Genomic DNA, 13,129 nt, shown 5'->3' with positions numbered 1-13,129 from the left:
GAATTCCCGTTGAATGATGTTTCGGTTAAAATTGATTTGCTAGATCAACCTGCATTAAACGATTGTGCATACAGGGTTTTCAACCTATTCATTTTATCATAATCTAACAGCCAAAAGAAGTCTGGCCAATATTTTCAGGTTGTCTTGCATGTAGCTCGTTATATTGATATATTTAGAGGTATATTTTCATTTCTTACAGGCTTATAAATAAATGAGTTAGGGGAGAGTTTACATGAATTTAGAGGATGCAAACAAAGCAAATCTGGCATTGATGCTGAATGAACTGGCAGATCGTATGAATGTTGCTAATCGTGGGCTATTTGATGTCGAAGACTATGATTTAAGTAAATATAAAGATTTGAAATTTCTTTATCAAGTAGTTGTAGACAAAGGAAGATTAAGTGCGTCAGAGACACAAGCATTCGTTGATGAATTAGCGGCAATCCGCAAGAAATAAATTCAGTGGGGTATAGCCCCACTGTTTTTTTAATTTGATACATTAATCTTACCTAAAGCGATTTTTGCCGCATGTTGTTCCGCTTCTTTTTTGGAACGGCCAACCCCTTCTCCTGCAGCATCATCATTAATATAAACACGAACCAGGAATTCCTTGTCATGCGAAGGACCCTTCTCTTCGATTACTTTATAGGTCACCTTTTGATTTTTATCTTGTTGGATAATTTCTTGCAGTTGACTTTTATAATCCATCCCATGCGAAAAAGCGCCAGTGTTGATTTTCGGGAAGACATGCTTCTCTAGAAATTGAATCACCTTTTCATACCCTTGATCAAGATAAAGAGCTCCTAAGAAAGATTCGAATACGTCTGCCAAGATAGCAGGACGTTCTCTTCCGCCAGTTTGCGCCTCACCTTTTCCAAGTAAAAGAAACTTGCCGAAGTCTAATTCCTGGGCAAAGTTCATTAAAGACGGTTCACAAACAATGGCTGCCCGTAATTTTGTCAATTCTCCCTCAGGTAACTGCTTATACGTATTGAATAGGTATTGTGAGACTCCTAATTCTAGAACCGCATCTCCAAGAAACTCTAGCCTCTCATTGTCTTCAAATTGTTCCTGACGATGCTCATTCACATAAGATGAATGGGTAAAAGCCTGGACGAGTAATTCTTTCTGCTTAAATTCTATGTTCAGCTGTTTTTCTAATTCACTTATGTCCATACAGCTCACCTCGTATAAATAGTTGAAAGTCTCGCATCAAGCGAGACTTCCCTTATTATTTAACACTGTTGATATAATTTACAGCATCACCAACTGTATTAATCTTTTCAGCTTCTTCATCAGCAATTTCCATATCGAATTCGTCCTCAAGCTCCATTACAAGCTCAACAACGTCAAGAGAATCAGCTTCCAAGTCATCTTTAAAAGATGCTTCTAATGTTACTTTTTCCTCATCTACATCTAGACGATCGACAATGATTGCTTTAACACGGTCAAAAACATCTGCCACACCGTTCACCTCCCTTCAAAAGGATAATAATCTACATTACCATTCCACCGTCGATATGTATCGTTTGGCCAGTAATATAGCTTGCATCGTCTGAAGCCAAAAAGCGGACAACTTTTGCCACATCTTCAGGCGCGCCAAATCTTTCAAGTGGAATCATGGCAAGCATTGCTTCTTTTTGTTCATCTGTAAGTGCATCGGTCATATCCGTAGAAATGAAACCTGGTGCAACAGCATTGACTAAAATATTTCTTGTTGCAAGCTCTTTCGCAGTTGTCTTTGTCAATCCAATTACCCCTGCTTTTGCAGCAACATAGTTGGCTTGTCCTGGATTTCCACTCACACCGACAATTGAAGCAACATTAATAATTCGACCAGCACGTTGCTTCATCATTTGTCTTGTTACAGCTTTAGTGCATAGGAACACACCTTTTAAATTCGTATTGATCACTTCGTCAAATTCGTCTTCTTTCATACGCATTAATAAATTATCTCTCGTAACTCCAGCATTATTCACAAGGATATCTAAACTTCCAAATTGACCAATAACTTCTTTCACCATTGCTTTTACACTATTTTCATCAGAGACATCAGCTTGAATAGGGAATGCTTTAACGTCATAACTGATAAGCTCCTCCACTACTTCCTTAGCTTTCGCCTCACTTCCTGCATAGTTAACCGCTACGTTTGCTCCCTGTTTCGCAAACTCAATAGCAATTGTTCTACCAATACCTCTTGAAGCACCGGTGACCAGGACATTTTTTCCTTTTAACATTTACTCATCTCCCTTAAACCACGCGACAAATTCTTGTAATGATTTTATATCTTGCACGGCAAAGGTTTTTGTCTTCCTATCAATTTTTCTTAATAGACCGGAGAGGACTTTCCCATTGCCGACTTCTACGAATGCATCAACTTCTTCTTCCATCATCGCACGAATGGATTCTTCAAAGCGAACTGGAGAATAAAGTTGCTTAATGAGCAATTCTTTAATTTGCTCCTTTTCTGTTACAGGAGAAGCCGAAACATTTGCGTAAACAGGAATACTGGCATTGTTAATCGTTATTCTATCCAAATAATTTGCAAATTCCTTATTAGCAGCTTTCATCAGTCTTGAATGGAACGGGCCACTGACATTTAAAGGGATAACCCGCTTTGCACCTTTTTGTTTCAACTGTTCCGATGCTATCTCCACTCCTGCTTGTGACCCGGAGATGACAATTTGTCCTGGGCAATTCAAGTTGGCAAGGTCGACAACTTCATCTGTGATGCCTTCTAGCACTTCAGTAATTTCTGCTTCTTTGAGACCAAGGACAGCCGCCATCGTTCCCTGCCCTTTTGGAAAAGCTTGTTCCATTAAACGCCCACGAGTTGCGACAAGAGGCAAAGCATCATCAACTGAAATGGATCCTGCAGCAACTAATGCACTATATTCACCTAAACTATGACCAACAGTCATAACAGGTTGAATGCCTTCAGATATCAACACTTGTTGGATAGCCGCACTTGTAAGTAATAGTGCAGGTTGTGCATTTTCAGTTTCTGTCAACGTTTCCTCTGGACCAGAAAACATAATTTCTTTTATATCTTTATTTAAATAATCATTTGCTTGATGAAATAGCTCCTGAACCTGCGGATAAGCATCATAAAATTCCTTTCCCATCCCGACTGCTTGAGAGCCTTGACCAGGGAACATAAATGCAACACGTTTCACGACGTTCACTCCTCAATATTCATAGTTTCAACTGTTTTGCGGATTGTTTCAGTTACATCATGATCCACCATATGCTTCGCCTGACGAATCGCACTGACGATCGCTTTTGCTTTAGACGAACCATGAGCTTTAATAACTGGAGCAGCTAAGCCAAATAATCCGGCTCCACCATACTCGGAATAATCAAGGCGATTTTTCAAAGCACGCAAATCATTCATTACAAGACCAGCAGCCAATTTTGTTTTCAATGACGAGGAAAATGTTTCTTTCAGTAACGAGAATACCGTTTGGGCAGTTCCCTCGATTGTTTTAAGTGCAACATTTCCGCTATAACCATCTGTTACAACAACATCAGCAACATGATCAAACAAGTCCCTTGCTTCCACATTTCCTACAAAATTAATTGGTGCATTTTTAAGTAATTCAAAGGCATTTTTTGTCAGGTCGTTTCCTTTCGAATCTTCAGTACCTACGTTTAGCAGGGCCACGCGAGGATTAGGAATGCCTCTAACCTTTTCCGAATAGACAGAACCCATGATGCCGTATTGTAAAAGATGACTCGGTTTTGCCTCTACATTGGCACCAACATCTAAAAATAAAAAGCCTTTCTCGTTGATCGTCGGCAGTGTTGGACTTAAGGCCGGGCGGGCAATGCCTGGTATTCGGCCAACAATAAACAATCCCGCACTCATTAAAGCACCTGTATTCCCTGCTGAGATACAAGCATCAGCCCTACCCTCTTTAACTTCTTTTGCCATTAGGACGAGGGATGCATTTTTTTTGCGACGTACTGCTCGTACAGGTTCATCTTCTCCTGTAATTACTTCTTCTGTATGTATAATAGAAATATTTTTTGGGTTTGTTAAATGCTGTCTAATTTTCGATTCGTCACCCACTAAGGTGATTGTTAAGTCATCAAATTGCGAAATGGCTTCCATCGCCCCTAATACAATTTCCTTAGGGGCATGGTCGCCACCCATTGCATCTATTGCTAGTTTCATTTAGTTGTCACCTATCTCTTCATTGGATTGGTACATCTGGAATGTCCCAGTAAATACAATTTCTTTATCTACAAAACTTTCCACTTCAACAACAGTAAGCCCTTTATCATTTTTACCAGCAACTATTGCCTTGGCGATAACCCGTTCACCTTCTTTTACCTGACGGGTAAAAGTGATTTCAGACTTTGCCGTTAAAGCCAGTTCATCATTTATTACAGCAACAGCAAGTGAATTTGCCTGTGCAAACAAATGATGCCCTCTGGCAATTTTATTTCTTGAAAAAACAAGATCTCCAGTAATATCCAGGATAGATATGGCTCGTTGATCAAGCTCTAAATCTATGATTTCACCAATTACTTCATCGATTTGTAAAGTCCGTAACGTCTCGTTCCATTGGTCCTTTGCAACAGATTTTATCCGCTCACGCATTTCAGGTATTCCTAGTTCCATCCTATCTAAACGGATTGTTTGGATACTCACTCCGAATTCTTTAGCTAATTGTTCATCTGTTACAAAAGGAATTTCCTCTATCTTTCCCTTTAATAGTTGTTGCCTCTCTGCTTTTGTTATTTTCAATGTATGCACCGTCCACCATATAACATCATTTTATGACTTGGTACTAATAGTAATATATAATACGAAAAATAATTATGCAAGCAATTCTCAAATAGAATTAATCCATTTTTGTCTGAAGACTTGGATCTTTTTCTAGAAGTTTACGTAGATTCTCATAAGAAGGATCATTGTAAAGCAGACCATTTTGCACGATATGTTCAGCATCTTGTCTCGCTGTCTCCAAAGCTCGATAATCATGAACCATGTCTGCCAATTTGAACTCGGGAACTCCACTTTGTTTTCTGCCAAAGAAATCCCCTGGACCTCTAAGTTGCAAATCTCTTTCCGCCAATTCAAAACCGTTATTGGTTTCAGTCATAATACTCATTCGTTCTTTTCCAACTTCATTTTTAGGTTCGGCTATTAAAATACAGTAACTCTGCTTATCACCTCTACCTACTCTTCCACGAAGTTGATGAAGCTGAGACAGCCCAAACCTTTCTGCATCATAGATGACCATAATTGTAGCATTTGGAACATTAACACCTACTTCGACAACAGTCGTAGATACTAAAACTTGAATATTATTTTCTGCGAATTCTTTCATAACCGATTCTTTTTCATCGGACGGAAGCCGACCGTGCATTAAACCAACTTTGATTTCCGGCGGGAAAAACTCTAATAGAGTATGATATAAATCTACGGCATTTTGGATATCCAATTTATCCGATTCCTCAATAAGTGGGCTAATGAGATATGCTTGCTCGCCATTATTTACATGTTTTTCAATAAACTTGAGAATTCGCTCAAACATATTCTCTTTAACCCAAAGCGTCTCCACTGCTTTTCTCCCAGCTGGCATCTCATTGATGGCTGAAACGTCCATATCACCAAATGCCGTAATCGCAAGGGTTCTTGGTATAGGCGTTGCGGTCATAAACAGGACATCGGGTTGGAGGCCTTTATCCCTAAGTGTGCGTCTCTGTTCCACTCCAAATCTATGTTGTTCATCAACAATCACAAGACCCAAATCATTAAATTTTACATCATCTTGTATTAAGGCATGTGTGCCGATGATGATGTCTACCTCACCATTTTCAAGGCCTTCAAGAATAGTCCTTCTCTCTTTTGTCTTTGTTGATCCTGTAAGCAAATGAACGCTCGCCAAATCTCCAAATAATTCCTTCAATGATTGATAATGCTGTTCGGCAAGAATTTCTGTTGGAACCATTAATGCACCCTGTTTTCCAGCTGTAACAGAAGCGTATAACGAAACGGCAGCAACTGCTGTTTTTCCTGAACCTACATCACCTTGAAGTAAACGGTTCATACGGTATGGAGAACGCATATCCCTCAAAATTTGTTCTAATGATGATTTTTGTGCATTCGTTAATTGAAACGGAAAACGTTGAATGAACTGTTCAAGTTTATCTTCATCATAGTTTTGGGTATTTCCATCCGTCGCTTCTCGATGTTTTTTCCGTAGTAATTGCATTTTCAATTGAAAAAGTAGTAGTTCTTCATAAATATACCTTCTGCGGGAATGCTTCAATTCGAGGTTGTTTTGTGGAAAATGCAACATCCGAAGAGTGTCCTTTCTCGTCGGAAGTTTATACGACTTCAAATAAGATGATGGTAGAATCTCGGTTATTTCGTCTCCATAATCTTTGAATGCCTGAGAAATAACTTTTTTTAATTTATAAGATGTCACATCACCTTTTACGGAATAAATTGGTTGGATATCAGTACTCTCCTCTTGAGCACCTTTTCGATAGTTACTTACCGTAATCTGCAGACGATGTGCATCCCACTTCCCAGTGAGCGTCACTATATCACCTGGCTTTAATTGTTTCTTGGCGAACGAACGATTAAACATCACCGCCTTAATCGCAACATTTTCCACTTCTACCGTCAATACTAATCGGGACTTTTTACGTCCATAAAAAGTAAGGGAAGGCTCGTATAAAACCCTTCCCATAATGGTTACTTTATCATCATGAATAAGTTCGCTCAGTGGTAAGATTTCCAGCACATTATATTTATACGGTAAATAATGAAGTAAATCTTCAATCGTGAAGATACGCATATTGGCTAAGTCTTCAGCGAATTTTTCTCCAATACCTTTGACTTGTAATACGGGTTGATTAAGCACAAAATCACTCTTTCTCTTCTAAACAGATACGCCAAATATTTTTTCTTTCAGAAGTCTCCCAGTAGGTGTGTCAGCAAGTCCACCTTCACCTGTTTCACGTAGACTTGGAGGCATCTGTCTGCCTATACGATACATTGCACCCACTACTTCATCAGCAGGAATACGGCTAGTAACACCTGCCAAAGCAAGGTCTGCAGAAACAATAGCTTGTGAGGAACCTAATGCATTACGTTTCACACAAGGTACTTCAACTAAACCTGCAACAGGGTCACATACTAATCCGAGCATGTTTTTTAATGTGATGGCAAAAGCATCAGCTGATTGCTGTGGTGTCCCGCCAGCCATCTCAACGATCGCGGCTGCAGCCATTGCACCAGCTGAACCAACTTCAGCCTGACATCCTCCCGCAGCACCTGAGATGAATGCATTATTGGCCACAACAAAACCAAACGCACCTGCTGTAAACAAATAACGGATCATCTGTTCTCTAGTCGGGTTGAGCTGATTTTTCACAGCAAATAGGGTACCAGGTACACATCCTGCACTTCCTGCCGTAGGTGTGGCACAAATGACACCCATAGCTGCATTTACTTCATTAGTCCCCATCGCTTTACTTACCGCGTCAAGTAAAATCGGTCCTGATAAAGGGGTTTTTTCTTTCATATATTGTTGGACGCGCACAGCATCTCCCCCAGTAAGCCCTGTTACAGACTGGACTCCTTGAAGCGCCCTCTCTATTGCATCTTCCATAACTTGCAGATTTTTTTCCATTTCAGCAAATACTTCTTCACGAGTTTTTTCTTTAACATCCATTTCTTGTAGAATCATTACTTCTGAAATCGGTATTTCTTTCGTTTCTGCAATTTCAACTAATTCAGCGATTGTACGAAACATTATTTTACCCCCTTCTAACTATCTATTTTCGAAATTTGAATGATATGGTCAGCATATTGCAGTTCTTGTAATATATCATCTCCAACATTTTGGTCGACTTCAATGACCATCAACGCTTCCTTACCAACATCTTTACGATTCACTTCCATGTGGCCGATATTTATTTCATGTTTAGCCAGTATTCTTGTCACGGAAGCAATCGCTCCGAACCTATCATTATGCATGATAAGTATTGCTGGATGATTTCCAGATAATCGGAGTTCAAAACCGTTTAATTCTGTTATCTCGACTTTTCCACCACCTATGGAAATTCCGACCAATTCTAATTGGTCATTCTCATCACCAATTACAAGCCTAGCTGTATTTGGATGATCGACTCCAGAATTGTCTTCAATAAATTCTATTTTTAAACCAGCTTCTTTTGCTATATCTAGTGCCTTACTCATACGAAGATCATCAGTAGCAAATCCTAATAGACCTCCAGCTAGTGCAAAATCCGTCCCATGGCCTTTATATGTTTTCGCAAAGGATTCATATAGATAGATTTTTGCCCAACTAGGCTGCTTACCAAATAGATTACGTGCAGCAAGTCCGATTCGTGCTGCTCCCGCAGTATGTGAACTGGAAGGTCCTATCATAACCGGACCGATTATATCAAAAACGGAATTATACTTCATTTTAGCACCGCCTTTACAGACTAGTAAATTTCTCTATAAGTATATCAAAAATAGCAAGAATCTGCATTAATTCACTGACAAGAGACTGAATCATTTGAATTATTATAAAGAAAATTGTTTGAGCAAATGATAAATACATAAAAATGAATTGCTCCTGGTAGTCCGCAGCCCCGATACACCAGAGACCCCACGGAAAGCGAAGGTGTATCGGGGTCTGCGAACCTCAGGAAGAATGTAAGACTAATTTCATATAGAAAACAAAATAACCGCATCAGACCATTGATTGGTTGATGCGGTTATGATTATTCTACTGAGAAGATATAAGAATAGATTGGCTGTTCTCCATTGTGAATCTCAATTTCGACGTCTTCGAAGTTTTCTTCAACAAAAGCTTCGATTTCATCTACTTCTTCTTGACTGATATCCTCACCATAAAGAATAGTTAATATTTCATCATCTTCAGTAATCAATTTATTCAGTAATAATTTGACGGCTTCTTGTTTACTCTCATGGGAGGTAATGATTTTACCATCTTCAATTCCCATGAAATGATCTTTTTCAATTGTGATGCCATCTATTTGAGTATCTCGTACAGCATAAGTTATTTGACCAGTTTTAACTTCCTTACTTGCAGATTCCATTGTCTGCTGATTTGAAACAAGATCAACTTCTGGATCAAATACAAGCATCGCACTTATACCTTGAGGAATGGTACGAGTCGGAACCACTGCGACATCTGCTTCAGATAATTCAGCAGCTTGCTCTGCTGCCATTTGAATATTTTTATTATTAGGTAGCACAATGACTTTTTTCGCATTAGCTGATGTAATTGCATCCGCAATGTCCTGTGTACTAGGATTCATGGTTTGTCCACCTTCAATAACGACGGTCACACCCAAACTTTCAAATAAGGTTTTGAGGCCATTCCCCATAGCAACAGTAACTACAGCATACTCAGATTTTTGCTTTGGTTTATTATCCTTCTCTTTCTTACCAACGATTGCACTATGCTGTTCACGCATATTTTCTATTTTCATATTGATTAAACTTCCAAAACGCTGGCCTAGCGTCAAGCAATCTCCTGGCCTTTCTGAATGGACGTGAACCTTAACAATTTCATCGTCAGAAACGACTAGTAATGAATCACCAAATTCACTTAACTCTTGGCGGAATTTTTCTTCATCGTATGGGTTATTCTGTAATTTATCATCTTCAAACTTAACCATAAACTCCGTACAGTAACCATAGACAATTTCTGAAGTATCCATAAAATCTTGGGTTACTTTGTGATGTTCAGCATTTATGAGTTCTTCCATTTCAATTCCTGTGTCTTCAGGAAGTTCTTCACCTTTTAACGCTGCAAGAAAACCTTCGTAAATGGTTACAAGACCTTGCCCTCCTGAATCGACTACTCCCACTTCTTTTAGAACAGGAAGTAAATCTGGTGTACGCTTTAGAGAAGCTTTTGCCTCTGATAGTATCTTCTCCATCAACGCAATGATTTCTGTCTCTGTTTCTGCCGCTTCAACTGCTGCACGTGCAGCATCTTTTGCTACCGTAAGGATTGTACCCTCCACCGGTTTCATCACTGCTTTATAAGCAGTCGCAACTCCTGCATCAAACGCTTCGGCAAAGTCTTTCGCATCAAGAGTTTCCTTGCTCCCCATCCCTTTAGCAAAGCCACGGAATATTTGTGATAAGATTACCCCTGAATTACCTCTTGCACCCATCAATAAACCTTTTGCAAGTGCATTAGCTACTGCGGAAGCATTATCCGATTCATTTTGTTTCACTTCATTAACGCCTGAAGTCATGGAAAGATTCATATTTGTTCCTGTATCTCCATCTGGAACCGGAAAGACATTTAATGCATCAATCTTATCCGCATTATTAGATAAGTGATGAGCTCCAGAGAGGATCATTTGTGTTAAAAGACTACCATTCACACTATGTATAGACACCATATTTCCTCCTTAATTAAACCAAGCCTGTCTTCATTTGTTATTACGCACCAAGAACTGTTCAGTAATTTTTACCGAACAGTTTATAGTGAAGTGCTAAGACAGGCATTCTTTAATAGACTCATTAATCTTTAGATACCCTAACACCTTGAATGTATATATTTACCGAGTCAATGGATAGACCTAGAGATTGCTCTAACGTGTACTTCACCTGGGATTGTACGTTACTTGCAACCTCAGAAATTTTTGTACCGTAACTGACAATAATATATAAATCAATGTGCAGCTCGTCATTTTCCTGACGTACTACTATTCCACGAGAATAATTCTCTTTTCTAAGTATTTCTGCGATACCATCGCGTATTTGACTTTTTGATGCCATTCCTACGATTCCATAACATTCAACCGCAGTTCCACCAGCAATTGTTGCAATCACATCATTTGTAATTGTCACTTGACCGTCATTGGTGTGAAGTTCAATGGACATGAGCATCCTCCTTCATCTCATTCAATATAAATAAAAAACACTTTTTTATAAGTCCATCCTATAACATATAAAGCATAAGGTTATTCTACTACATCCCGACATAATTTAAAAGCGGCTACTGAATTCCTTACTAGTAATTTTCTCTTATAAGAATGGCGGAATTTATTCCATCTGTCAAGTATATCTTCTTTGCATGATTGAATACAGAAATTATTCTACAACTTAACGTTCTTCTCAACAGAAAAGTTTAATTGCATTCTTAACGAACTTATGGTAAATTGTATAAGTATGAAAAACGATATTTGGTAAAGTAAGGAGGGACTGTCATGGCTAGAAAATGTGTTGTAACTGGACGTAAAACTAGCACAGGAAATCTACGTTCTCACGCTATGAACTCCAACAAACGTAAATGGAAAGCTAATGTACAAAAAGTACGTATCATGGTAGATGGTAAGCCAAAACGCGTATATGTATCAGCTCGTGCACTAAAATCAGGAAAAGTAGAACGTGTATAATCTACACAACTACAAGACTCAATCGTATGAATTTACGATCAAAAAAGTACTCTATTAACGAGTGCTTTTTTTATTTTAAGGGAAATACGACGAGCGTAAAATCTACTTACTCAAGACTTCCTGTGGTGAGTGAAGCCTATTGCCCGTCGTATTTTGGCTTCTCCAAGATACTAACAATCTTGTGAGAACTGAAGGATTTATAGTTCAAATAATATTATTCCTGGACATGCACAAAAAACACAGCTTCTGCCACGGAAGGGACAAAAGCTGTGTTCTTTATTTATCTTTTTTAAAAACACCCATGACTACTTTGACAAAACCACCGATAAACCTTGGGAGCTTAATCGTATAGAATTTAATAGGTTCCCCCTCCTTCGTAAAACAAGGCTTTACATTTTAAAGGAATCTCGACTCTTTATTAATAATAATATGCCTCGTCTGTACGAAAAATTCCCACTTTCTGAAGATAGTTCATTTGATATGCAAAGTGTGGATCCCCAAGATATATCAGCATTATTCAACGGATAATAAAATCCTTCCAAATGGATACCTTCCACTTTTTCAGTAAACGGAATAAAAGAAATATACGGGAATTCGGGATTTCTAGTAATCAGATAGGAACCTGGTTTCGTCATTATGATTTCATTTTGTTCATCAATTATCTTACCTGTAATCCCTTGCTCTAACAATCGGTATAGCAATTGGATATTGATTAATTCATGATCTTTCCGTCCTGCCGTTACTCCGAACAAGCAAATGGTCTCAGGCTTCAACTTACACGCGAGGTTTATTGCCAATTCAAGATCCGTTTCATCTTTCTCGCTGGGCATCCGAATCATTTCTTTTGTATTCTCCCTGATTTTCGCTATTTCATCAGCTGTGACCGAATCGAAATCCCCAACGGCATAATCGATGTTGAGCTTGTGTTTCAATAAATATAAAGCACCTCTGTCTGCACCGATCCATAAGTCGATATTTTTATCGTAAGGGAGGAGATCGGGAATTGCCCCTTCTGGACCGCTCCCGACAATTCCAATTGTTATCTTTTCCATGCTTAATCCCTTATTGCATGTAGCAGATCCTGGATAGCTTGCTTCCTATCTGACTTATCAAAGATAGCACTGCCGGCTACAAGGACGTCCGCTCCTGCATCGGTGCATAACTTAATAGTTTCCACATTAACTCCGCCATCTACCTCAATCTCATATGAAAGGCTCATTTCCTCTCTCCATGTGCGGAGTTGCCTAATTTTCTCTACAGCTCCCTCAATAAACTTTTGACCACCAAATCCTGGGTTCACAGTCATAACAAGGACAAGATCTACGTTTGGAAGAATAGGCTTCAAAAGTTCGGCAGGTGTAGCAGGATTAATCACGACCCCCGCTTTTACATCGTTATCTTTAATCAGTTGTATGGTTCGATCAAGGTGTACACAAGCCTCTTGATGAACAGTAAGGATATCAGCCCCGGTTTTTGCAAATTCCGGAATAAACTCATCAGGATTCTCAACCATTAGATGTACATCAAGAGGAAGGCTGGTCACAGGTCTGATTGCTTCGACAATTAAAGGACCAATTGTTATATTGGGAACAAAATGACCATCCATCACGTCTACATGAATATAATCGGCACCATGAGCTTCTACTTCCTTGATTTCCTCTCCTAATTTTGCAAAGTCAGCTGATAATATAGATGGTGCAATTTTTACCAT

Annotated in this window: 16 protein-coding genes; 2 read left to right on the top strand and 14 right to left on the bottom strand. The window is 39.0% G+C overall.

From position 1 onward, the window contains the following. Window positions 1-232: 232 nt before the first annotated feature. Window positions 233-457, top strand: a complete 225-nt coding sequence (locus ACFSBH_RS08330; RefSeq protein WP_379597027.1) for a DUF1128 domain-containing protein — start codon at window positions 233-235, stop codon at window positions 455-457. A 29-nt stretch (window positions 458-486) separates the two neighbouring features. Here ACFSBH_RS08330 and rnc read toward each other — a convergent pair whose 3' ends face one another. From rnc to ACFSBH_RS08275, 11 genes are all read right to left on the bottom strand, one after another. Continuing rightward, complete coding sequence (rnc, locus tag ACFSBH_RS08325; RefSeq protein ID WP_379597025.1) at window positions 487-1,176, bottom strand: ribonuclease III; 690 nt, start codon at window positions 1,174-1,176, stop codon at window positions 487-489. Window positions 1,177-1,231: 55 nt separating this feature from the next. Continuing rightward, complete coding sequence (acpP, locus tag ACFSBH_RS08320) at window positions 1,232-1,465, bottom strand: acyl carrier protein (RefSeq protein WP_251510846.1); 234 nt, start codon at window positions 1,463-1,465, stop codon at window positions 1,232-1,234. A 31-nt stretch (window positions 1,466-1,496) separates the two neighbouring features. Beyond that, complete coding sequence (gene fabG, locus ACFSBH_RS08315; protein ID WP_251510847.1) at window positions 1,497-2,237, bottom strand: 3-oxoacyl-[acyl-carrier-protein] reductase; 741 nt, start codon at window positions 2,235-2,237, stop codon at window positions 1,497-1,499. Further along, entirely contained in the window at window positions 2,238-3,176 is a 939-nt protein-coding gene (fabD, locus tag ACFSBH_RS08310; protein ID WP_251510848.1) for an ACP S-malonyltransferase, read from the bottom strand. It lies immediately after the preceding gene. A 5-nt stretch (window positions 3,177-3,181) separates the two neighbouring features. Continuing rightward, entirely contained in the window at window positions 3,182-4,177 is a 996-nt protein-coding gene (gene plsX / locus ACFSBH_RS08305; RefSeq protein ID WP_251510849.1) for a phosphate acyltransferase PlsX, read from the bottom strand. Next, window positions 4,178-4,753: a transcription factor FapR gene (gene fapR, locus ACFSBH_RS08300; protein WP_251510850.1), complete on the bottom strand. Its 576-nt coding sequence runs from the start codon at window positions 4,751-4,753 to the stop codon at window positions 4,178-4,180. 97 nt (window positions 4,754-4,850) lie between these two features. Then, entirely contained in the window at window positions 4,851-6,884 is a 2,034-nt protein-coding gene (gene recG / locus ACFSBH_RS08295; RefSeq protein ID WP_379597021.1) for an ATP-dependent DNA helicase RecG, read from the bottom strand. A gap of 18 nt (window positions 6,885-6,902) precedes the next feature. Beyond that, entirely contained in the window at window positions 6,903-7,778 is an 876-nt protein-coding gene (gene sdaAA, locus ACFSBH_RS08290; RefSeq protein WP_251510852.1) for an L-serine ammonia-lyase, iron-sulfur-dependent, subunit alpha, read from the bottom strand. Window positions 7,779-7,792: 14 nt separating this feature from the next. After that, on the bottom strand, window positions 7,793-8,455 hold the full coding sequence (sdaAB, locus tag ACFSBH_RS08285; RefSeq protein ID WP_251510853.1) for an L-serine ammonia-lyase, iron-sulfur-dependent subunit beta: 663 nt from the start codon (window positions 8,453-8,455) through the stop codon (window positions 7,793-7,795). 302 nt (window positions 8,456-8,757) lie between these two features. Continuing rightward, a complete protein-coding gene (locus ACFSBH_RS08280) occupies window positions 8,758-10,416 on the bottom strand; it encodes a DAK2 domain-containing protein (RefSeq protein WP_251510854.1) in 1,659 nt (552 codons plus the stop codon). Between the two features lie 124 nt (window positions 10,417-10,540). Continuing rightward, window positions 10,541-10,903 (bottom strand): Asp23/Gls24 family envelope stress response protein, encoded by a 363-nt coding sequence (locus tag ACFSBH_RS08275; protein WP_251510855.1) that lies wholly within the window; start codon window positions 10,901-10,903, stop codon window positions 10,541-10,543. A 326-nt stretch (window positions 10,904-11,229) separates the two neighbouring features. Between ACFSBH_RS08275 and rpmB the strand changes: the two genes are divergently transcribed. After that, window positions 11,230-11,418, top strand: coding sequence for a 50S ribosomal protein L28 (gene rpmB, locus ACFSBH_RS08270; protein WP_251510856.1), 189 nt, complete (start codon window positions 11,230-11,232; stop codon window positions 11,416-11,418). A 276-nt stretch (window positions 11,419-11,694) separates the two neighbouring features. Here the strand turns inward: rpmB and spoVM are convergent, their stop codons facing one another. From spoVM to rpe, 3 genes are read right to left on the bottom strand one after another with little or no spacing between them, the layout of a single operon-like run. Then, window positions 11,695-11,778, bottom strand: coding sequence for a stage V sporulation protein SpoVM (spoVM, locus tag ACFSBH_RS08265; protein ID WP_156855553.1), 84 nt, complete (start codon window positions 11,776-11,778; stop codon window positions 11,695-11,697). A gap of 29 nt (window positions 11,779-11,807) precedes the next feature. Next, window positions 11,808-12,470 (bottom strand): thiamine diphosphokinase, encoded by a 663-nt coding sequence (locus tag ACFSBH_RS08260; RefSeq protein WP_251510857.1) that lies wholly within the window; start codon window positions 12,468-12,470, stop codon window positions 11,808-11,810. A 2-nt stretch (window positions 12,471-12,472) separates the two neighbouring features. Then, complete coding sequence (gene rpe, locus ACFSBH_RS08255) at window positions 12,473-13,129, bottom strand: ribulose-phosphate 3-epimerase (protein WP_251510858.1); 657 nt, start codon at window positions 13,127-13,129, stop codon at window positions 12,473-12,475.

The organism is Oceanobacillus luteolus, from assembly GCF_042678205.1.
GTDB classification, from domain to species: Bacteria; Bacillota; Bacilli; order Bacillales; family Amphibacillaceae; genus Oceanobacillus; species Oceanobacillus luteolus.
Note: the sequence above shows the minus strand (reverse complement) of the source record. Positions and strands in the feature narration are given on the sequence as shown.

What these genes read in the sequence shown, in the direction of transcription:
- rpmB (WP_251510856.1), top strand. Translation starts at nt 11,230, where the DNA reads ATGGCTAGAAAATGTGTTGTAACTGGACGTAAAACTAGCACAGGAAAT.
- fabG (WP_251510847.1), bottom strand. Translation starts at nt 2,237, where the DNA reads ATGTTAAAAGGAAAAAATGTCCTGGTCACCGGTGCTTCAAGAGGTATT.
- rnc (WP_379597025.1), bottom strand. Translation starts at nt 1,176, where the DNA reads ATGGACATAAGTGAATTAGAAAAACAGCTGAACATAGAATTTAAGCAG.
- plsX (WP_251510849.1), bottom strand. Translation starts at nt 4,177, where the DNA reads ATGAAACTAGCAATAGATGCAATGGGTGGCGACCATGCCCCTAAGGAA.
- ACFSBH_RS08260 (WP_251510857.1), bottom strand. Translation starts at nt 12,470, where the DNA reads ATGGAAAAGATAACAATTGGAATTGTCGGGAGCGGTCCAGAAGGGGCA.
- rpe (WP_251510858.1), bottom strand. Translation starts at nt 13,129, where the DNA reads ATGGTAAAAATTGCACCATCTATATTATCAGCTGACTTTGCAAAATTA.
- ACFSBH_RS08275 (WP_251510855.1), bottom strand. Translation starts at nt 10,903, where the DNA reads ATGTCCATTGAACTTCACACCAATGACGGTCAAGTGACAATTACAAAT.
- sdaAA (WP_251510852.1), bottom strand. Translation starts at nt 7,778, where the DNA reads ATGTTTCGTACAATCGCTGAATTAGTTGAAATTGCAGAAACGAAAGAA.
- ACFSBH_RS08330 (WP_379597027.1), top strand. Translation starts at nt 233, where the DNA reads ATGAATTTAGAGGATGCAAACAAAGCAAATCTGGCATTGATGCTGAAT.
- sdaAB (WP_251510853.1), bottom strand. Translation starts at nt 8,455, where the DNA reads ATGAAGTATAATTCCGTTTTTGATATAATCGGTCCGGTTATGATAGGA.